Source organism: Acinetobacter sp. SWAC5 (assembly GCF_003419885.1).
GTDB classification, from domain to species: Bacteria; Pseudomonadota; Gammaproteobacteria; order Pseudomonadales; family Moraxellaceae; genus Acinetobacter; species Acinetobacter cumulans.
The window spans coordinates 1-21199 of the sequence record NZ_QUWR01000005.1 but is presented as its reverse complement, the minus strand read 5'-3'; the positions used below and the strand labels follow the sequence as shown (position 1 = coordinate 21199).

The following is a 21199-nucleotide window of genomic DNA, read 5'->3' as shown; positions in this document are numbered from 1 at the left end:
GGGGAAAGCGGATGATTGTTCCTGTGATTTTGGCAGGAGGTTCTGGCACGCGGTTATGGCCATTATCTCGTAGTAGTTATCCAAAACAATTTTTAAGGCTATTAAACCAGCATTCTTTGTTACAGAATACAATTCTAAGACTCAGAAGCTTAGATTTGCCTTTTACTGCTCCTATGATTATTTGTGGGGAAGAACATCGCTTTATCGTTGCTGAGCAATTAAGAGAGATTGATATTGATCAGGCTGATATTATTTTAGAGCCGATTGGAAGAAATACAGCACCAGCAATAACACTGGCTGCTCTGCATGCTCAAAAAAAATATCAACAACAAAATGTTAGCCTATTTATTCTTTCTGCTGATCATGAAATACAAAATCATGAAGCATTTAAATTCAGTATTGAGCAAGCTTATAGTTATTTGAATGTTGCGCCTGCTGTAATTTTTGGTATTAAACCAACTTACCCAGAAACAGGTTATGGTTATATCAAATATAGTGCGTCTATAGATTCTGGTACTCTTTATCATGTTGAAAATTTTGTAGAGAAACCTGATTTAGCAACAGCAGAAAATTATCTACGAACAGGTGGATATGCATGGAATAGTGGTATGTTCATGTTTGATCTGTTTAGATTTTTAGATTTAATGGATCAATATGCAAACGACATTAAATGTACATGTATAAATGCGTATGAAACATCAATAGCTGATTTAGATTTTATTCGTATTGATTTGGAGAAATTTAAACAATGTCCAAATATCTCCATTGATTATGCATTGATTGAAAGGGTAGCTGATTTGTTGATGGTTCAGCTGGATGCAGGTTGGAGTGATATTGGATCTTGGTCCGCACTTTTTGATATTCAAGAAAAAGATAAAGATCAAAACGTATTAAAAGGTGATGTAATACAACTACATAGTCAAAAAAACTTAGTTTACGCCCAAGATAAATTAGTCAGTCTTCTCGGGGTTAATAATCTGGTCGTAGTAGAAACAAAAGATGCAATATTGATTGCAAACCAAGCTTATGTACAGCATGTTAAAGATATCGTACAAATTTTGAAGGATAATAAAAGAACGGAAATAACAATCCACTGTGAAGCTTTCAGGCCGTGGGGAAAATACGAATGTATAGATGTTGGAACTCGTTATCAAGTGAAACGAATAACCGTAAATAAAGGTCAAAAGTTATCTTTACAGTTGCATCATCATCGTGCAGAACATTGGATTGTTGTGAAGGGGACGGCTAAAGTGCGAAAAGGCGAAAATACTTTTTTATTAAGTGAAAATGAATCAACTTATATTTCTATTGGCGAAATTCATTCTTTAGAAAACCCAGGTTGTATTCCTTTGGAGTTGATTGAAATACAGACAGGTTCGTACTTGAGCGAAGATGATATTCATCGTTTTGAAGATTTATATGGACGTGTTCAATAATGCAGGAAAATAATAAATATAAAATTAGTGTAATTACAGCTGTCTATAACGCTGAGTTATGTATACAAAATTTGATAGAAAGTTTAAGGGTTCAGAAAGATAAGGATTTTGAATGGGTTGTGGTTGATGGAGCTTCAACAGATCGAACATTGGAAATCTTGAAGAGTATAAGCGATCTAAATATTAGGATTATTTCTGAGCCAGATTTTGGAATTTATGATGCTTTAAATAAAGGAATAAAGGTTTGCACAGGTGAATATTATTTAGTTGCTGGGGCTGATGATATTTTTTATGAAAATGCTATTCAAGATTATAAAAATAGGATAGATCATTCCGTTGATATTATTACAGGTATAGTTCATAAAAATGGCCATTCAGTTCATGTGAGGAAAGGTGGTGCATGGTTGTTTGATCAGTGTGCTTATATTACGCGCCATTCTCTTGGTGCATTAATAAAAAAAAATTTACATTCACAACATGGATTTTATTCTAGGAAATTTCCTATTGCTGCTGATCAATTGTTTATAATGCAGTGCTGTGAAAATGGTGCTAAAACTATTCGGTTGGACTCTGTTGTTGGGGAGTTTGGTACAAGTGGTGTGAGCAGTGAAGATATGATTGGTACATGTACAGAAAAGTTTAGAGTTCAGCTATTGCTTGGAAAGAATAAATGGATCCAATTTATCTTATTCATATTGAAAATATTTAAGCGATTACTCATCCTTAAATAGTACTGTATATAATTGCTGATTAATAGAAGTCCAAGTGCGGTCATCTTTTGCTTTGAGGCAATGTGGGTTTTTAAGTTGATGCAGTATGGCTTGCGCATAACTATTGGGATTTGAAGATTTTGCAAGCATTATTTTTTCATTTTCAGTTAAATAAAAATTTGAGACTAAGTTTGGGGTATTTGTAGCTACTATTGGAATTTGAAGAGCAAGATACTCGGCAATTTTGCAAGATGATGCATTATCTAAGAATGAAGAGTTTCTATAAGGTAATGCAAGTAAGTCACAACAGGCCATTGCTACCGATATATTGGAAAAAGGTACATTTCCTAAATAGTTTATAAATTCATTATTGAAACTTAAGTCTTCTCGTTTTTTTCCACCTATAAGTAATTTTAAATTCACACCTGTATTTCGAACAAGTTTTATAGCTTCAATGAGGTCATCAATACCTCTTTCGGTTTCCATGCTGCCAAAGTAACCTATATATAAATCGCTATTTTTTAAATTAAAGGCTTGTCGTGCTTGGTTTTTATTTTTTGGATAGAATTGGCTTTCATCTATTCCATTCGGTAAAAATAAAGTTTTTTTGCATATATTATTGCTATCATTTAATAATTTTAAACTCGGAAAAAGGCATATATCTGCTTTTTTAAGTAAAAACTCATATAAATTAATCCAAAATAAATTACGATATCCTGCAAATGTGTCATATTTATCATATACATCAAAAACAAACTTTGAGCGAATAACTCTAGATAAAGCTAGCCCTAATAACCCAATATAGCAGTCTCCACTCGCAATAATTAACTTTGGTCTTTTAAATATCATTTTAAATATCATATAAAGAAACATTAAGCTGAATATAGGTGTAGTAGTTACTTGTAGTTGCTCATCATTTGATCTTTTTGTATTTCGAGTGTGATAGTCAATAAGCCAAAGATGGGTCATCTTTTTTTTGGATATATAGTGAGGAATTTGATATATACGACCAAATTTCTCATTATAAGCATCACGATTTGTATAAAATCTTTTACCAATAAATAGTACGTCCATTCTATTAATTTAATACCTTTTTAAATTTTTCAGCTAAATTATGCCATGCAAATTTTTTGGCAAAATTTTGACATGATTCTGTTTGAATTATAGATGGGTTTTTTAATATTCGAATGGTGTAAGCAGTGAATTCAAGGTAGTTTTGACTTGTAATTAGAAAACCGCTCTCTTGGTTTTTAATCGCGTCAATAATTCCTCCAGTCGCAAATGCTATAGTTGGTAAGCCATAAGAAGCAGCCTCAATAGCAACCATACCAAATCCTTCTGGATCATTTGGAATATCTTTTACAGGAAATACGTGTATATTTGCCACATAATAAAGTTGGGTTAGAACTTTTTCATCTACAGCACCAGTGAAAATAATATTTTGATCAACATTTATTTTTTTTGCAATATTTAGCAATTCTTCTTTATTTTGAAATTTGTTATTTAAGGCATTACTTGCTGTATCACCGACAATAAGGAGAATAGTGTTTGGTATTTCTTTTACAATCTGTGGTAAGCAGTTTTCAATAAATTCTAATAACCCTTTTCTTTCAGTTAGGCGTCCAACAGAGAGTAAAACTTTTTTATTTTGAATACAGAAATGCTTTTTTAGTTCTGTGATTAGGTTTTCATCTTTTTCTTTTGGAGGAAAATTTACACCTGGATGAATGATGGAGATTTTTGAGTCTCCTATTCCTTTATTTAACGCTAGTTGTTTTGTGGGGGTACTATTACAGATAATGGAATCTGCTGAGCGAAGAAAGGGCATCCATAATTTTTGGTATGTAAAGCTATTGTTGTTTATGTCTAGCCCATGAAGATAAATAATACTTTTTTTTCTAAAAATCTTTGCCCAAAAAACTACAATAGGTGCTGTTAAGCCACTTCCTGCAAATAAGATATCTGGTTTGGTGGATAAATAAATCAGAAATGTTTTAAAGAAAGAAAATATTAAAAAAATAGGCAATGGGTTGAGTGGGGCACTATAAAATTTACATTGAGGTGGAGCCTGTTTTTTTGCTTGAATATGGCTTAATAAAATAACTTCGTTTTGTTGGCTTAATTCATCTGCTATATGCCAATTTAATCTTTCCATACCGCCAATAAGCGGAGGAAGATTACGTGTGATTATTAAAATTTTTCTTTTAAACATGTTAAATATATTAATGAATCTGTTAGCTTATTGTATCTAGTTTTTGGTAGTAATAAAGTGATAAAGTTTGTCATATTTAGACAAAAACTGACATTGATAATAAAAGAAAAAAAATAAACTTATGAATATTAAAGATAAATATTTGGCATGTTTTTTGATCTTAAAATTATGTGATGTGATGATTTGAGAATGGGAAATGCAAAAAGGTTTTACGTTGATAGAACTCATGATTGTTGTCGCTATTATCGGTATTTTAGCTGCTATTGCTATTCCTGCATATCAAAATTATACAACACGCTCTCAGGTATCTGAAGCATTGGGTATGGCAAGTACTTATAAAGGGGAGATGATTTCTGTATTTGGTGATACGGGGTCTTGTCCAACGTCTTTGATAGAAATGGGGGTTATATCAACAGGACTAATTAATTCTAAATATGTACAAAGTATAAGCTTAAATACAACGTATCCTAGCGCAGTTTGTGCTTTTGAATTTACGTTTAATAGTTCTGGAATGAATGCGGGAGTTGCTGGTAAAAAACTCATTTTTGCAATGATGAATTATGCAGGAAATGGTTCGGCGCGTTGGGAGTGTGCATCAACGGAGATTAAGCAACTCTACTTACCCTCAGCATGTAAAGGCATTTAATAAAAAGCCCGCAACTGCGGGCTTTAAAATATCAAATCTGACTCTGAATATAATTTTCAACACCAACACTTTCAACTAAATCTAATTGTGTTGTTGTCCAATCCAACCATTCTTCTTCTTTCTCAAGAATTTCTTGGACTAAATCACGTGTTACATAATCCATGTGTGCTTCTGCTAAGGCAACAGCTTTTTGAATAGCTTCAATGTTTTCTTTTACTTTACGTACATCGCAGTTTAATACTTCAACTGTATGTTGGCCGATATAAAGTTTTCCTAAGTGTTGTAAGTTTGGCAAACCTTCTAAGAATAAAACACGCTCAATAATTTTGTCAGCATGCTTCATTTGGCGAATCGATTCTTTATATTCAGCTGAACCAAGTTGCTCAATTCCCCAGTCATTAAACATACGAGAATGTAGGAAATACTGGTTGATTGCAGTCAAATGATGGTAGAGCACCTGATTTAACTGATTAATTACATCACGATTGCCTTTCATTGCATTTGCTCCATCAAAGTTGCCAAAGTAAATAGACCTAGGCACTAAAAACTGTATTAAAAAATATATTAAACAAGATGGACTTAGATGGCGAGTACTTTATTGAACAGCAAATGAAAATCGCAATCAAAAACAATAGGGTCTAAAAAACAAACCCGCCTAGAGTCATGGCGGGGGAGGAGGAATAATCTTACGATTATTGATTTATCATTATGATTATTTGGTTTAAGCCGCGATTGCGAGTCTAGAGGCAATCATAGCAACTTCTTCACTAATGATTGCACGTGCTTCAGGTGCACAGCGACCACAGCAAGTACCAAGGTCAAGTAAGTCACGCACTTCGCGATAACTTTCAGCCCCATTGGCAATGGCATCTTTAATGTCTTGATCTGTAATACCACGGCACAAACAAACGTACATTTGACGACAACCACAGTGAATGAATAAGATAAGTAATATTATTGATAATTATTATTGTTTGTCAATTAAAATCATTTCATTTTTAATTTATGGTGATTGGGAATTTGAATAAAAAAAGATCACTCTATCGGTGGTCTTTTTTATAAGAAGGTATCTTATTGATTAATAACAACCACACCATCCATTTCCACTAAAGCACCTTTGGGTAGTGCTGCGACACCTAAGGCTGCACGTGCAGGATAGGGTTGAGCAAAATATTCGCCCATGATTTGGTTAACGAGTTGAAAATGAGAGAGGTCGGTAAGGAAAATATTTAATTTTGCAATATCTGCTAAAGTTCCACCAGCCGCTTCACAAACTGCTTTTAGATTATCAAAAACACGACGTACTTGAGCTTCGATGCCTTCAACCAACTCCATGCTATACGGATCTAAGCCAATTTGACCTGAAAGGTATAATGTATTTCCAGTTAAAATAGCTTGTGAATAAGTACCAATTGCAGCAGGTGCATTTTCAGTATGGATCACTTGGCGGGACATCATTTTCTCCTTGTAACATGGCATGCAAAATCAAGATCTCTTATGCAGTTGCGCATATTTAGGTCTGATCATGCACATTAACTTGCTTTCGATGTTTCTGCAAAATTGATAGGCTGTGCTAAACGTGAAATACGAGGGAAACCAAACAGCATACGTAAGTCACGAATAATTTTCGCAATTTGTTTTCGGTCATGCACGACAATATTAACGTATGTCTTTCCTTCGTGTGTACGAACGGATTCTACCCCTACTTTTTCTTTACGGCATTGATAGATTAATTCTGAAATTTGCTCATCCGTCATGCTCATACTAATACAAAGGAAAGCACTAAAGCTAATATCTTCAATTTCTTCAGCATTCCATTGTAAAGGCATGATGTTTTCAGGATGCATGTGTTGCTCATGTAGGAGGTTGTGACAACGTGAGCGGTGCACAATCAAGCCTCTACGTGATAAATGCCCTTGAATTTGATCACCAAGCACAGGGTTGCAACAGTGTGCATATTTAACATCTACACCTTCAGTGCCCTGAATAAGGCGATCTGAGCCAGTAGAGCTATGTGTTGAATCTTGTGCAAACAAATGATTAGCAACCAATTGTGGTAATAAATCACCCACAGCAATTTGTTCAAATAGCTGATTTTGATCTGCAATATGACGCCAATTTAAAATATCTTGCCAATCTTCTGTAGTGAGATCGTTCACAGAGCGATTAAATAATTTGAGCGCTCGGTTGAGGGCTTGTTGCCCAACCAGACGTTGTTCATCTAAATCTTGATCACGCAAAATATTTTGTAGTGCACGACGTGCTTTTTGCGTATTAATAAAACTTAGCCAATCGGGGTTAGGCGTAGCGAGTACATCCGTGATGATTTCAATGACTTGACCACTCATGAGTGGTGTTGATAATGGCTTTGTTTCACCATTAATTTTTGCACCTACAGCATGGTTACCTAAAAATAGGCTGGCTGAGTACGCGAAATCAACTGCAGTTGCCCCTTGAGGTAATTCGTGTAAATGACCTTGTGGGGTATAGACCCAGATTTTTTCTTGATGAAGATAATCTAATAATTCACTAAAAGTTGTTTTAGCACATTCCCCATCAACTAATACGTTGAGGTTTTGCATAGATGCTTGAATGGCTGAGCGACAAGCTTGGGGTGCATTTTCACCTAAAACCACACCAAAACGGGCAGCCTTGCGCATTAACTCAGTCTGAATGGTAAGCGATAGCGTTGTTTTTTCACCTTTCAAGCGCATCATTAAGGATTGATTGCCACCAGGGAGTGGGCGACGAATATGATCGGCATAATGAAGTACTTGAAAACTATCTCGAAGGATTTCTGCAATACGGTCACAGTCTGCAATGCTTTGTAGAATAATTTCAAATGCATGGCTATGAGTTAGCTCTTGCAAATCGATGTCATTTTTAACGAAGTGGCGTAAGAGCTCAATATTGTTATTTTTCTTTTTAATTCGGCCGGCGATGTGGTGTTCTTGGAGTAGGGTGTTGAGGTTGTTTTCCCATTTGGTTTGGTATTCACAACGTTTTGGTTTGGTCTGTGCTAGAGCGACTTGGACGTTGTTATACATGTCGAGGTCTAAATTTTGATAACACAGATGCTCTAGATTGTCCGCCATTTCATTCATACCAACAAGGCGGGCCATGGGTACAAAAATTTCAAAAGTTTCGTTGGCAATACGGGCGCGCTTATCGGGACGTAATGCGCCAAGTGTAGTCATATTATGATAGCGGTCGGCTAATTTAATAATAATGACACGTGGATCTTGTAGGGTGGCTTGCAGAATTTTACGGAAGGACGCGGCTTTATTGTATTCTTTATCACTGGATTGGCTCAGCTTGGTTACGCCATCCACCAACTCTGCAACTGTTTTGCTAAATTTTTCGCTAATATCTTCTTTGCTAAAATCGGTGTCTTCAATAACGTCATGCAAAAGCGCAGCCATCAGTGTTTCTGAGTCCATGCGCATGTGGGCCAAAATACAACTGACCGCGATAGGATGCAGAATATAGGGTTCACCGCTTTTACGTGTAATGCCATCATGCGCGATGTCGGCATAGTCGCAAGCTTCAAGCACACGTTCGACATCACTTTCTGGTAGATAAGCGTCGATAATGATTTTCAGCTGTTGCTTGGCTTGACTGACCTCTGGGCCTGGCATAAAACACCTTTTACTACTAAATTTTACAAATGAAACGGTTAATCCTCTAATGAAATGCATATTGCATGACTTGTCAATTTATTCATTCAAAAAAATGAAAAAAACCAACATCTGCACAGCATTTCTATCTGTTTATTTATAACTGTTATTGGTCAAATATAAAAGCATGAACATAAAAAAGCCTAGTTAAAAACTAGGCTTTTTTACATCAATCTATAATTATTGGAAAGAAAAACCATCCAAGTTAAGATTGTTTGCTGAAAGTGCAAGATCAAGGCTTGAAGTTTGGTAGTCTTGATCGCGTTGCTTTAGAATATCTTTAGATACATGGCCTTCAGCGATTTCACGAAGTGCAACAACAGTCGGCTTATCATTGTCCCATTCAACAGTAGGTTCAATGCCTTGACGTGCTAATTGACGCGCGCGTTTGCTTGCCACTAGTACAAGCTCAAAGCGGTTGTCTACATGGTCTAAACAATCTTCAACGGTTACGCGTGCCATAAGAAATCTCGTTTGAATAATAAATTTTAACAGACTGTGCAGTATAAGAGTCTTTGGCTATAGACTCAAGTTTTAATCACAACGAAGTCGGAGTAATTAGCTTTTGAATCAACTCTTGGTGTCGATTGGCTTGTTGATTCAGCACCAAACGATTCGCAATAATGACAGCTTCTAGATCATGCAGGGCTTTGTTAAAGTCATCATTAATAATGACATAGTCAAAGTTTGTATATTGTTGCATGTCTTCTACTGCGCAACTTAAGCGATGCTCAATGACTTCTACAGAATCTGTACCGCGGTTAGATAAGCGTTGACGTAAGTCAAATTGGCTTGGCGGTAAAATGAAAATTTGTTTTGATTCAGGAAAAAGCTTACGAACTTGCTCTGCACCTTGCCAGTCAATTTCGAGCAAGACGTCGTGACCTTTCTCAAGTTGTTCTTTTACAGTTTGTTGCGCAGTCCCGTAATAGTTGCCGAATACTTCTGCATATTCAATAAAGCCACCTTTCGCAACTAAAGCCAAGAAATCATCTTTGTTTGAGAAATGATAGTGAACACCATCGAGTTCACCAGGGCGTTGGCCACGAGTGGTATGAGATACAGAAACATGTAAGTTGTTTACACGTTCGAGTAGGGCTTTAACGAGGGATGTTTTGCCTGTTCCTGACGCTGCAGAAACGACAAACAAGAGACCCGACATGATATTTTTCCTGATATGATAAAATATCTTCTCTATTTTAGAGCAGACACGCTTTAAACTAAAGAGTTAGACATCTATTGTTTACATTTATTTCAGTTGAATATCCAAATTATTGAATGGGCATTGAGGATTCTATGGAAATTGTTTTAGCCAATCCACGCGGTTTTTGTGCTGGTGTTGACCGTGCCATTGCGATTGTCAATCGGGCTTTAGAATGCTTTAACCCGCCCATTTATGTGCGCCATGAAGTGGTACATAACAAATTTGTGGTGGATGATCTTCGTCAGCGTGGCGCCATTTTTGTTGATGAACTGGATGAAGTTCCTGATGATAATATTGTGATTTTTAGTGCACATGGTGTCTCAAAAGCGGTGCAACAGGAAGCTGAGCGCCGTGGTCTAAAAGTCTTTGATGCAACGTGTCCTTTAGTGACTAAGGTGCATATTGAAGTTACTAAGTATGCTCGAGAGGGTGTCGAAGCCATTTTAATTGGTCATGAAGGGCATCCAGAAGTAGAAGGGACTATGGGGCAATATGACACCAAACAAGGTGGTTCTATTTATTTGGTGGAAGATGAAGATGATGTTGGTGCTTTAGAAATTAAAGATCCATCACATGTGGCTTTTGTAACGCAAACGACTTTATCAATTGATGATACTGCAAAAGTGATTGATGCTTTACGTGAAAAATTCCCAAAAATTCAGGGTCCACGTAAAGATGATATTTGCTATGCAACTCAGAACCGTCAAGATGCAGTTCGTGATTTAGCGACACAATGTGATGTGGTATTGGTGGTAGGTTCACCAAATTCGTCAAATTCGAATCGCTTGCGTGAACTAGCTGAACGTATGGGTAAGCATGCTTATTTGGTCGATAATGCTGAGCAATTGCAAAAAGAATGGTTTGAAGAAAACTCAAAAATTGGGGTGACAGCAGGTGCATCTGCACCTGAAATTTTAATTAAGCAAGTGATTCAGCGGTTACAAGATTGGGGGGCAAAAGCGCCGCAGGAATTGGCTGGTCGGGAAGAAAACATTACCTTTAGTTTACCGAAAGAGTTACGTATTCCTGTAACACAAGCTTAAAGTGTTAATTATTTAACATTCTGATATTTTTAAACATTTGACAGATAATTGCTTTTTAGCAATTATCTGTTTTTTTATACCTTTTATCCCTATTTGTAATTGGTTTGTACGTGAACACGCTATGATTTGTAATAGGGTATTTGGTTTTTTAGTCTTTGGAGTGTGCATGTATAAAAGTAAGGGATTTACTCTTATAGAACTAATGGTCACGATTGCAATATTAGCAATAATTGCAACTATGGCAGTACCTTCTTTTAACTCCATAAGCTTAAATCAAAATTTAAAGAAAAGTACAAATACATTGACTCAAGAGATTAAAGCAGCAAGAACTAAAGCAATTTTGGAGAAAAGACAAATTACTTTAAAGTTAGCGTCTTCTGCCAATAATGCACCGACGACTTTAAATTGGATGCAAGAAGGTAAGGTTGCTTTAAAGACTCCAGCGAATGATGAGCTTAAATTTGATGGAAATGGGGTACTTGTGAGTACATTTTCAGTTGTTGAATTATGTAAAACTTCAGGTGCTTCAACGACTAATCCGACAAGTTCTAAAAAAATAACCTTAACTAAATTTGGTCAAATTGAAAAAATTGAAGATGGGAGTTGTCCATGAGCGCAAGATCATCACAAAAGGGTGTTGGTATGGTTGAAGTTTTGGTGGCGCTCATTATTTTAGCTATTGGTGTATTGGGTTATGTGATGTTGCAGGTCCGGGCAATGGAAGCAACGGTAGAAGGTACTCAGCGTATTCAGGCAATTAATATTGCACGAGATCTTGCTGAGCGCGTGAGAGTGAATCGTACTGCTTGGGATGGTACAACAAACACTTATTTAACAGAACTCGCAGGTACGCAATCGCGTGCTAGTACGACTCCAGACTGTGCATCTTCAGCTTGCAATGAAGCTCAACTTGCTGATTTTGATGTGGCTGAAATATCAACATATGCGACGCAGTATGGCATGACGTTGGGGATGTCTGCTTGTCCTAATACAACAGGGCGACAATGTTTATTTGTTGCTTGGGGAAGTACTTTGCCTACAAATAGTAGTTCTAATGCGAATTCCTGTGTGAATGGAAATGCATATAGAGCAAATTCAACGTGTGTAATGATGGAGGTTTACTAAATGAAAAAGCAAACCGGTTTCACACTCGTTGAGTTAATGATTTCGATTGTTCTTGGGCTGATTATCGTTGCTGCTGCACTTTTACTATTTCTAAGTGGTCAACGTAACGTTGCGATGCAAAAAAATACGACAGATTTACAAGATGACCAGAACTTTGGCTTGAACTACATTGCAAAAAATATTCGCAAAGCTAATTTAAATAGCCCTTCAGCCAGCTTGAGTAATACTTCTAACTTCTCTGGTATTGTTTTTAGTTCAGCGAATGTTAGTAATAAATTAGTCTTGAATACTAATTTTAATAGCAAATTTGTAACGGCAAATATTAGTACTAACACCAGTAATATGCGTATAAAAAATGCTACGACAACTCCTGCAAGTTTTGACGATGCAGTGAATGATCAATTGGTCATTCAATATCGACCTACTGAAATAGGTGGTTATGATTGCGAAGGGAAAGTAATTGATAGTACCAATATTTATATTTTAGAACGTTATTTTGTACGCACTGATACGAATGGTAGTGGTACAGATGCTGAAAAGTCAGCATTGGCTTGTGCATCAAGTCGGTACTCATCAGGACTAACTGTAGCAACAGCGTTAGAGTCTTCAAATACAGCGGGTTTGTATGGTAGTGGTGAAATTATTATGAAGCGTGTTGATTTATTTCGTGTCCGCTTCCTAGTACAGGATACAAGTGGGAAGAAGTATATGACGGTGCTTGATTATAACGCACTCACGACAACTAAACCTCGTATTCTTGCCGTACAGTTAGGTGTGATTGCAAGAGCACAAGATACAAGCGTTGAGCGAGCAGTATCAACTTCGCAAGAGTTTTCAATGTTTGGGCAGACTATAACTCAAAAAACAACCTTTCCGAATCGTTATGTTAGAACACCGATTATGCAAACTGTTGCGTTAAGAAATGCTTTAGGGAGTCGCTCATGATAAGAAATCAACGGGGTGCGACGCTTATTATCGTCTTGGTTTTACTTGTTGCAATTACTGTCATTGGAAGTTTGGCTATTCGCTCTAGTGTTTTATCACTAAAGGTTTCAACATTGAGCCAAGCGCAACAGTTGCTTTTGCAAAACTCAGATGCTGCATTATTTAAAATTGAAGATCCTGACCAGTTAATGAGAAATATGGCCTTAAACGGAATGTTTGGTTATATCAAGGGTGAAGATAATGTTGGTAAAGAATTAGTATTTTGTTTTAAATCTGGTAATACCAATTTTTTTAATCTTACCAATTCAAGTTTAATTAGTTGGAATGGTACATCTATTAAAAATGATGGTTTGAGTAGTGGTGGTTTTTGTAAGGTTGAAAGCGGTTTTTTTACCTCGGGTCGTAGTGCTGTAATTACGCAGATTGCTGTAAAAGCCATGGACACAAAGGATGCAGTAGATTTCCAATATATGCAAAAGGGAACTGATCCTGAGTCTTCAAAAAAAGATCCTGCTCAGATGTATACAATTTATGCAACGTCGATTTTTCCAAACTTAAGTGCCTCAACATTAAGTTCTACCGACTTAAATAGCAAAATTAATGCATGTTTTAATTCACGTTTTAATAGTATCCCAAGTACTAAGCAAGGTGAATTGGATGTTGATATTGAGACTGCTAATGGCAAGATTAATGACCCAGCAACATCAGCAGCAGATAAAGCCACTAATGAGGCTACAAAAGCAAACTTACAATTGTCAAAAGTCACAGTTTCAAGTTGCTTATCAAATTTAGGTGTACCTACCCATACACAAGTTGCCAATTATGCTTTGACGCAGACATTAAGCAAATAATGAGGACATGAAAATGAAAACCAAAAAATATAAACAAGGTTTAGTAACAGGTTTAACTGCTCTCTCAACTGCAATGTTGTGTCAAACAGCAACGACTTATGCCAGTGATATTGAGATTTATAAAGCGCCGACAAATGGTGGTGCGACATTAATGTTTGTGCTGGATTTATCTGGATCTATGTCACAGTCAATAGATAAGTCGGTGCAACGAGATTTTTTTGGAACAAATACAAGTTGTACCAGTGAGAGCTTAGTTGTTCGTAGTGTTTTAGGGGGAGTGAATTATGACTTTAATGGTTCATATTGTTATATCAATGAGAGCACGTTTGGTGGATTAAGTACTACTAGGCGAGCTCAAATTACTTCACAAGTTGAAGCGAAGAACTGTTTGAAAGAGAGTCGTGATTTCGGAGGTTGGGAGTGGAAATGGGTTGGATGGGAGTTGAAGAAAGTTTGGGTTTCACAGCTTCAGCAAGCCTATAGTTGCCCTGACCGTGTAACAATGTTAAAGCGGAGCTTATTTGATTTAATTGCTGGAAATTCTTCTGTCGATGGTGGGAAACTTGCTACAGAAAATACTCCTTTACCGCCAACATCATCAATTGGTCTTACAACATTTCGAAATTCTACTCCTGAAATTAAGTCAAACCCACTGGTGTTGAATTCTGAAAATAGAGGGGCATTATTGAATGAAATAAAAACTTGGAGTGCTACAGGTGGTACGCCTATTGCGCGTGCATATGCTACAGGTATATCAGGATTATTTGATCATATATCAAGCCCTAATACTGAAACTGCTTGTGCTGGGTACGGTGTGTATTATCTAACGGATGGTGATCCGTCCGGAGATAACCCATCATCAGCTAAAACTACATACAATGCGAAAGTGCGTAATACGTTTGCTTTAACTGATACGCAGTGTACGGGCGGAGATTCAGATTCGTGGTCATGTGTGCAATCTATGGCTGCAAACTCTCAACAGAAAAAAAATAATAGCAATGTAGAGATTAAAACAGCAGTTGTAGGTTTTGGTACAGCTTTTAACTTTTCAAATTCAAATGGTCAGAGTGTAATTTATAATCCAACGACAACTTATACTGATGATACATTAAGTCAATCTTTCTCAGGAAATACACTTGCTGCAGCAAAAGCTGCTGTTGCTGGTAAAGGCGGTTGGTATAGTGCATCTAATACCAATGATATTGTTAATAGTGTGACCAACTTTGTAAATTCTATTAAAATTCCAATCCCAGCGATTACTACAGGTACATCTGCTATTCCGCAAGATGTTTTGAATACCTCAGTTATTCAGCCTTATGCATATTTCCCACAATTTCAACCAAAACCTTCTGAAGACTTTCGTGCTTGGACGGGTAATCTAAAAAAATATAATGTTTCTGGTGGTATCTTAAAAGATAAAAATAATACCGCTTTATTTAGCAGTGCTAGTGTTTTAAATACGGCTAATGAAGATTTATGGACGCCAAATTATGCTACAAATACGACGTTGACGGCTAATCAGCAAAGCTTAAAAGCATTAGGTGGCCTGCTAAGTCGTTTAAATCTTCAAAAAACGGGTTCAAGCTTAAACCGTAAAGTATTTACCAGTAATGGCACAACATTAACTGCTGTTAATGAAGACTATATTAAAGCCGATCCAACTAACCGTGGCTATTACTTAGGTTTGCTTGGTTATGACATTACGGCTGCTCAAGTACAAGGGTTAACTTCTAACTTTGATCTAAGTCAACTGCCTCAAACAACCAGTGAACTACGTCAAATTGGCGCTGTAATGCATTCAACGCCTGTATTACTTACTCAAGCAGGTAAAGTTTCTTATGTGGCAGCCCAAGCGGCTCAAGCAGCAACAGCAACAACTGCTGCTGTGGCCGCACGAGATGCATATATGGATACAACCAATAGGGATGACTATATCTTATTTGGTACAACGCAGGGCGTGTTGCATGTTGTAAAAGCTGGGAAGTCAGATGAGATAACGACTGTTGGAAACACTGCAGGGCAAGAAGTCTTTGCATTTGTGCCGCAAGAAATGCTGGCAACCCAAGGAAAAGCATTTTTAGATCCACCGCAAACGGTAGATGCAACTAATACTAGTTCAAATGGTATGAATCATTTGTACTATGGTGTTGATGGTGCTTGGACAGCTCATACTGAATATGTATATAACACGGCAGATGAAACGTTTAAGGTTTACGACTCTGCTACAAAGTTTGGTAAACAATGGGTGTATGGCGGACTGCGGATGGGGGGGCGGAGTTATTATGCGTTAGATTTGACCAATATGGACTCACCTACTGTTAAGTTCCGCATTAACCCAGTGAATAGTAGTGTCGATGGTTTCGCAACTCCATCAAGTACAGCTGAAACGGCACGTTATGCAAACTTAGCAAAAATGGGGCAAAGCTGGTCAAAACCGACCATTGCTAATGTGCAATGGAAAGGCAAACGCCGTTTAGTGATGTTTGTTGGTGGTGGATATGATCCTGGTTATGAAACCTTTAACTATAATCAGACAAACGGCATGGGTGCTGGCGTTTATATGTTTGATGCCAACACAGGTGAGTTTTTATGGTCGACTTATGATGCTGTAAAAACACCTGCAACAGCAGGAACAACACTCATTGGAGATGGTGATTACCTAAAATACAGTGTCGTAAGTCAAATTAAAGGGGTTGACCGCGATGGTGATGGCGATGTAGATCATCTTTATTTTGGCGATTTAGGTGGTCAGGTTTTCCGTGTAGATTTAAAGAGCACACATGGTGCTACAGATACTGTAGCTAATTATGCATCTCAAATCACACGAATCTATAATGGTCATGTAGATGGTGGTGTAAGCCCACGCTTCTATGAAATGCCTGCATTTACAGTGTATCAAGGAACTGGCGGTCTATTTGCTGTAATCAGTATTGGTTCAGGGAATAGAAGTACGCCACTATTAGGTAAGCAAGTGAACGGTACTTATATTGTAAACGGTGAAACAACAGCATTAAATACGACTTTAACAGATGATGCTATATATAATATTTATGACACTGTAGTTACGACAAAGACCCCTGCTACAGCAACACTGGGAACAAGTCCTACGCGAACTAATCTTTTTGCGATTACCGATAGTAATCGTGAATTAAATGCAATTACATCAGGACAGACTGCCCCTGCAAATTTGGCTGCTAATAAAGAGACTTCGAACTACAAAGGCTGGTATTACGCGTTTACCTCAAGTACAGGGCGTAAAGCAATTGAAAAAGTTCAAGGTGATTTAATTGCAATTGATAATGATTTATATGTAAGTACATTTAATGCAGAGGGCACTGATTCAACGGCAAGTTGTGGGGCTGGTATTTATGGTACGAGTCGTGCGCACCGTTTCTGTATGCCGTATGGTCAATGTCAAAATACAGATAATGTGACTGGTAATACCTTGGAATTAGGCAAAGGACTATTAGGTATTACAATGGGACCAGGTTCTGATCCAACATCTCGCCGCGTTATCACATCTTTAGGTGTTTTACCATCAAGTAATAAAATTACAGGTACAACCTACAGAGCAAGTAATCAACTAATCCCACAAAGTTGGTATGAAAAGAACTAGGATGAAGTGTAAATGATGAGACATTGGAAAGGTTTTACACTTCTGGAAATGATGATTGTAGTGATGATTGTTGGAATCGTCGCTGCAATTGCATTGCCAAGTTATCAAGTTTTTGTGCGCAAGTCGCAAGAAAGTAATGTGCAGCAGGAAATTCAAAAAATTGTCAAAGATTTAGAGCATCAAAAATCAAGGCAGTTTAATTATTTAGGTTATGTACTCTCTCCTGATCCGTTGTATTTACCTTATGGTGCAACAGCAACTACGGCTAAATACAAAATAGAAGTGATGGATGGTGATGATCCAACGAAAAAACTGAATGCAACCACTCCACCTCTAGGGCGTAATTGGGTTATTCGAGCATTGGCTACAGACGGTAAGTTATATAGCTATTTAATCAATAGTAGTGGTGCAAGTTGTAAAAATAAAACGTACGCAAATGTTACATTCACTACGTGTGGTACGGGAGAAGAGACATGGAAGTTGCCTTGAAGCAGAAAGGTTTAACACTTGTTGAATTAATCGTTGTGATTGCAATTTTAGGGATTATTGCAGCCATTGCTTATCCGTCATATAAAAATGCAGGGCAAAAAACGAAGCGTGTTGAAGTCCAAACTGAATTGGTTAATATTGCGGGGCAATTGCAACGATTTAAAATGGCAAATTACTCTTTTACACCGAATGGTACGGCGGTAACCCTTGCAAATCTTGGTTACACCGTAAATTCAAGTGGTGAATACAGCTTTGCGCCAAATCAACAAGCAACTTATATCATTACTTTAAATGCAGTGACAGCCAATACTTGGAGATTGTCTGCTCGACCTGTAGGTGGGCAATTGGGGAATGGTTATTTAGGTTTAAACCAAGCTGATATGCGGTGTTGGAGTAGTTCTGATGTAATGTGGTGCGATCCTAACTCCTCAACGAGTTGGACGACACAATCACCATAACAATTGAACCAAATTCAAAACTGTGGATAAGTGAATATTAACCTTTCCCTTTATATGATTTTAGCGTAAAATATCGCCCTCTATGAAAGGGGTTTGAAGTGTATCGATGGTCGGTACAGGGATAATCCGTAAAAACTATAAGGTTGTATCATGGTAGTTATTCGTCTTGCACGCGGTGGTGCTAAAAAACGTCCGTTCTATCAAATCATTGTGACTGATAGCCGTAATGCACGTGACGGTCGTTTCATCGAACGTATCGGTTTCTTCAACCCTACAGCTCAAGGTAAAGCAGAAAAACTTCGTTTAGATGCTGACCGTTTTGCTCATTGGGTATCTCAAGGCGCTCAACCGTCTGACCGTGTTGCTTCTTTAGCTGCTCAAGCTAAAAAAGCTGCAGCTGCTGTTTAATACGGTAGTAGCTTGCCCATGACACCAACACAGAATGTTCCAGAAGATCGTATTCAGATTGGACAGCTACGTTCAGCTTATGGATTAAATGGGTGGCTCTGGGTCTATTCCAATACAGAACCTATGAGCAACATCTTTGACTACCTGCCTTGGTACATTGAAACCAAAGCAGGTTGGCAAACAGCAGATGTAAAACGCTGGAAACCACATGGCAAAGGCTTAGTTGTTGCGCTGAAAGGGGTCTTGGACCGCACTGCAGCAGACAACTTGGTCGGCGCAAATGTTTGGATTTCTAAATCGCAACTGCCTCAAGCAGGCGTGGACGAGTATTATTGGTCTGATTTAAAAGGCTTAACAGTGTTAGGTCTAAATGAAGAAGAGCAAGAAGTGAATCTTGGTCAAATCCACGAATTGTTTGAAACAGGTGCTAACGACGTGATGGTAGTTCGCGCTACTGCTGACAGTATCGATAGCGAAGAGCGTATGATTCCATGGCATAAAGATGTGGTACAGCGAGTTGATCTCGAAGCTGGTCGTATCTACGTGAATTGGGGCGTAGATTATTAATCCTTAAAGGATTGACGCAGCAGGAAAATAGAGGAGTCTGCGATGTTTTTTGCAGTCATAACGCTTTTTCCTGAAATGTTTGAAGCGATTACAGCCTACGGTATTAGCGGGCGCGCAGCAAAGAAAGAGATAGTACAAGTCCATTGTATTAATCCTCGTGAATTTGCTGAGGGCAATTACAAACGAGTGGATGAACGTCCATTTGGTGGTGGCCCAGGTATGGTAATGATGGCTGAGCCTTTGGCAAAAGCAATCCACCGTGCTAAAGAGCTTGCAACGCAAGCGGGTGCAGTTCGTGTTCCTGTGGTGTATATGTCACCACAAGGGCAAACCTTAAATGAACCAGCAGTACAAGACTTTGTCGAATATGATGGACTGATTGTGCTCTGCGGTCGTTATGAAGGGGTCGATGAGCGTTTGATCCAAAAATATGTTGATCAGGAATGGTCCATAGGGGATTACGTTTTATCTGGCGGTGAACTCCCTGCGATGGTTTTATTGGACAGTATTATTCGGAGACTTCCGGGTGCAATGTCTGATGAGCAATCACACGTACAAGACTCTTTTGTGGATGGTCTTTTAGATTGCCCACAATATACCAAGCCAGATCATTTTGAAGGTTTGGATGTGCCTGAAGTTTTAAAATCTGGGCATCATGCAAATATTGAAAAATGGCGCTTTTTGCAACGTTATCAACGGACACTTGAACGTCGGCCAGAATTGGTTGAAAAAGTAGAGTTGAGTAAGCAGCAAAAAAAATGGCTGAAAGATTCCAAGATTTAAAATTTTTTAAATCTTATTATTAGGCTCTTTATACATTGAAGCGGTCAAGTATAAAGGGAAAGTCAATCGGGTCTATGCGCTTTAGCCTCTAGCCCCAGTGGATCTCAGACCTCTTCTGGCCCACATAAATTGGAGATACCCCATGAGCGGTAAGCATCCTTTAGTTCAAGTAATTGAAAACGCGCAACTTAAACAAGATATCCCAGCTTTTGCTCCAGGTGACACTGTAGTTGTTCAAGTAAAAGTAAAAGAAGGTGAGCGTGAACGTCTTCAGGCATTTGAAGGTGTTGTAATTGCTAAGAAAAACCGTGGTTTGAACTCTGCGTTCACAGTACGTAAAATTTCTAGTGGTGTTGGTGTTGAGCGTGTTTTCCAAACTCACTCTCCAATCGTTGCTGGTATCGAAGTGAAACGTCGTGGTGACGTTCGTCGTGCTAAACTTTACTACCTACGTGAATTGTCTGGTAAAGCTGCGCGTATTCGCGAAAAATTACCAGCTCGTAAAGTTAAAGCTTAATTTTAAGTTTTATACGAGTGAAAAAATGCGCCATTTGGCGCATTTTTTTATTTCAATATTTTATAAGCCTTGTAATTTTAAGCGATTCGCGTGTTGTCTAAATACCGCAACGGGGTCTGGTGCAAATAAGCCTTTTAAGCCAAGCACTTGATTGACTTCATCGAAATGGTTCCATTTATAGTCATCACGAATGGTCAGGCCTAATTTACTACTACAACGACTGACTAAGCCATCATTGGGTTGGCCACTAAAGGCAATTGGACCCAAGGCTGTAAAAATTGTGTCTGGGTCAAGTAAATTGGTGGTATTCGAAACGCCCGTCCAAGAATAAAAGCGAATACCGTTGGCGAGGCTAGCTCCATCACCGCAGGCCGTCGTTGGCATGTGTTAGAACCCATTTAAAGTGTCTATATTCTCACCAATAAAAATGTCTAGTTTATGATGGTTTTTATCACCATGGACTGGATATAAATATAGATGCTGATCACTATGTCTGACAAAGAAATTCAACG

The 21199-nt window shown here is 37.9% G+C and carries 23 protein-coding genes and 1 pseudogene; 15 read left to right on the top strand and 9 right to left on the bottom strand.

The annotated features are described in order from the left end of the window. Positions 1 to 11: 11 nt before the first annotated feature. A complete protein-coding gene (locus tag DYI81_RS04920) occupies positions 12 to 1436 on the top strand; it encodes a mannose-1-phosphate guanylyltransferase/mannose-6-phosphate isomerase (RefSeq protein WP_117006882.1) in 1425 nt (474 codons plus the stop codon). Beyond that, on the top strand, positions 1436 to 2167 hold the full coding sequence (locus tag DYI81_RS04915) for a glycosyltransferase family 2 protein (protein WP_117006881.1): 732 nt from the start codon (positions 1436 to 1438) through the stop codon (positions 2165 to 2167). Before DYI81_RS04920 ends, DYI81_RS04915 begins: the two co-directional genes overlap by 1 nt. On the opposite strand, the gene DYI81_RS04910 is transcribed toward DYI81_RS04915, so the two are convergent. Together DYI81_RS04910 and DYI81_RS04905 are read right to left on the bottom strand one after the other, a co-directional pair. Then, entirely contained in the window at positions 2150 to 3220 is a 1071-nt protein-coding gene (locus DYI81_RS04910) for a glycosyltransferase (protein ID WP_117006880.1), read from the bottom strand. The two genes, DYI81_RS04915 and DYI81_RS04910, sit on opposite strands and share 18 nt — an antisense overlap. A 4-nt stretch (positions 3221 to 3224) precedes the next feature. Then, positions 3225 to 4358, bottom strand: coding sequence for a glycosyltransferase family 4 protein (locus tag DYI81_RS04905; protein WP_117006879.1), 1134 nt, complete (start codon positions 4356 to 4358; stop codon positions 3225 to 3227). Between the two features lie 196 nt (positions 4359 to 4554). Here DYI81_RS04905 and DYI81_RS04900 point away from each other — a divergent pair, with 196 nt between their 5' ends. Further along, the gene (locus DYI81_RS04900; RefSeq protein WP_117006878.1) at positions 4555 to 5004 is read left to right on the top strand and encodes a pilin; all 450 of its coding nucleotides are present in this window, start codon (positions 4555 to 4557) and stop codon (positions 5002 to 5004) included. A 31-nt stretch (positions 5005 to 5035) separates the two neighbouring features. On the opposite strand, the gene bfr is transcribed toward DYI81_RS04900, so the two are convergent. From bfr to gmk, 6 genes are all read right to left on the bottom strand, one after another. Next, positions 5036 to 5500 (bottom strand): bacterioferritin, encoded by a 465-nt coding sequence (gene bfr / locus DYI81_RS04895; RefSeq protein WP_106983952.1) that lies wholly within the window; start codon positions 5498 to 5500, stop codon positions 5036 to 5038. Between the two features lie 225 nt (positions 5501 to 5725). After that, positions 5726 to 5920 (bottom strand): bacterioferritin-associated ferredoxin, encoded by a 195-nt coding sequence (locus tag DYI81_RS04890; RefSeq protein ID WP_117006877.1) that lies wholly within the window; start codon positions 5918 to 5920, stop codon positions 5726 to 5728. Positions 5921 to 6075: 155 nt separating this feature from the next. Continuing rightward, positions 6076 to 6459, bottom strand: coding sequence for a RidA family protein (locus DYI81_RS04885; RefSeq protein ID WP_106983954.1), 384 nt, complete (start codon positions 6457 to 6459; stop codon positions 6076 to 6078). Between the two features lie 77 nt (positions 6460 to 6536). Continuing rightward, positions 6537 to 8642 (bottom strand): HD domain-containing protein, encoded by a 2106-nt coding sequence (locus DYI81_RS04880; protein WP_117006876.1) that lies wholly within the window; start codon positions 8640 to 8642, stop codon positions 6537 to 6539. A 219-nt stretch (positions 8643 to 8861) separates the two neighbouring features. Next, a complete protein-coding gene (gene rpoZ, locus DYI81_RS04875; RefSeq protein WP_004809957.1) occupies positions 8862 to 9143 on the bottom strand; it encodes a DNA-directed RNA polymerase subunit omega in 282 nt (93 codons plus the stop codon). Positions 9144 to 9219: 76 nt separating this feature from the next. Then, positions 9220 to 9843, bottom strand: coding sequence for a guanylate kinase (gene gmk / locus DYI81_RS04870; RefSeq protein ID WP_106983957.1), 624 nt, complete (start codon positions 9841 to 9843; stop codon positions 9220 to 9222). Positions 9844 to 9977: 134 nt separating this feature from the next. On the opposite strand from gmk, the gene ispH reads away from it, so the two are divergent. The 12 genes from ispH to rplS all read left to right on the top strand — a co-directional run bounded on the left by ispH (position 9978) and on the right by rplS (position 20687). Continuing rightward, entirely contained in the window at positions 9978 to 10928 is a 951-nt protein-coding gene (gene ispH, locus DYI81_RS04865) for a 4-hydroxy-3-methylbut-2-enyl diphosphate reductase (RefSeq protein ID WP_117006875.1), read from the top strand. Positions 10929 to 11094: 166 nt separating this feature from the next. Next, on the top strand, positions 11095 to 11541 hold the full coding sequence (locus DYI81_RS04860) for a prepilin-type N-terminal cleavage/methylation domain-containing protein (RefSeq protein ID WP_120363917.1): 447 nt from the start codon (positions 11095 to 11097) through the stop codon (positions 11539 to 11541). Then, a complete protein-coding gene (gene pilV / locus DYI81_RS04855; protein ID WP_117006873.1) occupies positions 11538 to 12053 on the top strand; it encodes a type IV pilus modification protein PilV in 516 nt (171 codons plus the stop codon). Before DYI81_RS04860 ends, pilV begins: the two co-directional genes overlap by 4 nt. Continuing rightward, positions 12054 to 12998 (top strand): PilW family protein, encoded by a 945-nt coding sequence (locus tag DYI81_RS04850; protein ID WP_117006872.1) that lies wholly within the window; start codon positions 12054 to 12056, stop codon positions 12996 to 12998. Next, positions 12995 to 13849 carry a pilus assembly PilX N-terminal domain-containing protein gene (locus tag DYI81_RS04845; protein WP_117006871.1) on the top strand — a complete coding sequence of 285 codons (855 nt, stop codon included), beginning with the start codon at positions 12995 to 12997 and terminating at the stop codon, positions 13847 to 13849. Before DYI81_RS04850 ends, DYI81_RS04845 begins: the two co-directional genes overlap by 4 nt. A gap of 13 nt (positions 13850 to 13862) precedes the next feature. Next, positions 13863 to 17465 carry a PilC/PilY family type IV pilus protein gene (locus DYI81_RS04840; RefSeq protein ID WP_171356311.1) on the top strand — a complete coding sequence of 1201 codons (3603 nt, stop codon included), beginning with the start codon at positions 13863 to 13865 and terminating at the stop codon, positions 17463 to 17465. Between the two features lie 12 nt (positions 17466 to 17477). Then, positions 17478 to 17954: a prepilin-type N-terminal cleavage/methylation domain-containing protein gene (locus DYI81_RS04835; protein ID WP_117006869.1), complete on the top strand. Its 477-nt coding sequence runs from the start codon at positions 17478 to 17480 to the stop codon at positions 17952 to 17954. Then, positions 17939 to 18412 (top strand): type IV pilin protein, encoded by a 474-nt coding sequence (locus DYI81_RS04830; RefSeq protein ID WP_117006868.1) that lies wholly within the window; start codon positions 17939 to 17941, stop codon positions 18410 to 18412. Before DYI81_RS04835 ends, DYI81_RS04830 begins: the two co-directional genes overlap by 16 nt. A 150-nt stretch (positions 18413 to 18562) precedes the next feature. After that, entirely contained in the window at positions 18563 to 18820 is a 258-nt protein-coding gene (rpsP, locus tag DYI81_RS04825; RefSeq protein WP_005013161.1) for a 30S ribosomal protein S16, read from the top strand. An 18-nt stretch (positions 18821 to 18838) separates the two neighbouring features. Then, on the top strand, positions 18839 to 19387 hold the full coding sequence (rimM, locus tag DYI81_RS04820; RefSeq protein WP_106983964.1) for a ribosome maturation factor RimM: 549 nt from the start codon (positions 18839 to 18841) through the stop codon (positions 19385 to 19387). A gap of 42 nt (positions 19388 to 19429) precedes the next feature. Next, complete coding sequence (gene trmD, locus DYI81_RS04815; protein ID WP_117006867.1) at positions 19430 to 20170, top strand: tRNA (guanosine(37)-N1)-methyltransferase TrmD; 741 nt, start codon at positions 19430 to 19432, stop codon at positions 20168 to 20170. A 142-nt stretch (positions 20171 to 20312) separates the two neighbouring features. Further along, positions 20313 to 20687, top strand: a complete 375-nt coding sequence (rplS, locus tag DYI81_RS04810; protein WP_117006866.1) for a 50S ribosomal protein L19 — start codon at positions 20313 to 20315, stop codon at positions 20685 to 20687. A 60-nt stretch (positions 20688 to 20747) separates the two neighbouring features. Here the strand turns inward: rplS and DYI81_RS04805 are convergent. Then, positions 20748 to 21071, bottom strand: a pseudogene (locus tag DYI81_RS04805) (triacylglycerol lipase); the annotation flags it as partial. Positions 21072 to 21199 lie beyond the last annotated feature (128 nt).

Bases quoted from the DNA above. Each gene is read 5' to 3' on its own strand.
- DYI81_RS04920 (WP_117006882.1), top strand. From the start codon at position 12: ATGATTGTTCCTGTGATTTTGGCAGGAGGTTCTGGCACGCGGTTATGG.
- DYI81_RS04915 (WP_117006881.1), top strand. From the start codon at position 1,436: ATGCAGGAAAATAATAAATATAAAATTAGTGTAATTACAGCTGTCTAT.
- DYI81_RS04910 (WP_117006880.1), bottom strand. From the start codon at position 3,220: ATGGACGTACTATTTATTGGTAAAAGATTTTATACAAATCGTGATGCT.
- DYI81_RS04905 (WP_117006879.1), bottom strand. From the start codon at position 4,358: ATGTTTAAAAGAAAAATTTTAATAATCACACGTAATCTTCCTCCGCTT.
- DYI81_RS04900 (WP_117006878.1), top strand. From the start codon at position 4,555: ATGCAAAAAGGTTTTACGTTGATAGAACTCATGATTGTTGTCGCTATT.
- bfr (WP_106983952.1), bottom strand. From the start codon at position 5,500: ATGAAAGGCAATCGTGATGTAATTAATCAGTTAAATCAGGTGCTCTAC.
- DYI81_RS04890 (WP_117006877.1), bottom strand. From the start codon at position 5,920: ATGTACGTTTGTTTGTGCCGTGGTATTACAGATCAAGACATTAAAGAT.
- DYI81_RS04885 (WP_106983954.1), bottom strand. From the start codon at position 6,459: ATGTCCCGCCAAGTGATCCATACTGAAAATGCACCTGCTGCAATTGGT.
- DYI81_RS04880 (WP_117006876.1), bottom strand. From the start codon at position 8,642: ATGCCAGGCCCAGAGGTCAGTCAAGCCAAGCAACAGCTGAAAATCATT.
- rpoZ (WP_004809957.1), bottom strand. From the start codon at position 9,143: ATGGCACGCGTAACCGTTGAAGATTGTTTAGACCATGTAGACAACCGC.
- gmk (WP_106983957.1), bottom strand. From the start codon at position 9,843: ATGTCGGGTCTCTTGTTTGTCGTTTCTGCAGCGTCAGGAACAGGCAAA.
- ispH (WP_117006875.1), top strand. From the start codon at position 9,978: ATGGAAATTGTTTTAGCCAATCCACGCGGTTTTTGTGCTGGTGTTGAC.
- DYI81_RS04860 (WP_120363917.1), top strand. From the start codon at position 11,095: ATGTATAAAAGTAAGGGATTTACTCTTATAGAACTAATGGTCACGATT.
- pilV (WP_117006873.1), top strand. From the start codon at position 11,538: ATGAGCGCAAGATCATCACAAAAGGGTGTTGGTATGGTTGAAGTTTTG.
- DYI81_RS04850 (WP_117006872.1), top strand. From the start codon at position 12,054: ATGAAAAAGCAAACCGGTTTCACACTCGTTGAGTTAATGATTTCGATT.
- DYI81_RS04845 (WP_117006871.1), top strand. From the start codon at position 12,995: ATGATAAGAAATCAACGGGGTGCGACGCTTATTATCGTCTTGGTTTTA.
- DYI81_RS04840 (WP_171356311.1), top strand. From the start codon at position 13,863: ATGAAAACCAAAAAATATAAACAAGGTTTAGTAACAGGTTTAACTGCT.
- DYI81_RS04835 (WP_117006869.1), top strand. From the start codon at position 17,478: ATGATGAGACATTGGAAAGGTTTTACACTTCTGGAAATGATGATTGTA.
- DYI81_RS04830 (WP_117006868.1), top strand. From the start codon at position 17,939: ATGGAAGTTGCCTTGAAGCAGAAAGGTTTAACACTTGTTGAATTAATC.
- rpsP (WP_005013161.1), top strand. From the start codon at position 18,563: ATGGTAGTTATTCGTCTTGCACGCGGTGGTGCTAAAAAACGTCCGTTC.
- rimM (WP_106983964.1), top strand. From the start codon at position 18,839: ATGACACCAACACAGAATGTTCCAGAAGATCGTATTCAGATTGGACAG.
- trmD (WP_117006867.1), top strand. From the start codon at position 19,430: ATGTTTTTTGCAGTCATAACGCTTTTTCCTGAAATGTTTGAAGCGATT.
- rplS (WP_117006866.1), top strand. From the start codon at position 20,313: ATGAGCGGTAAGCATCCTTTAGTTCAAGTAATTGAAAACGCGCAACTT.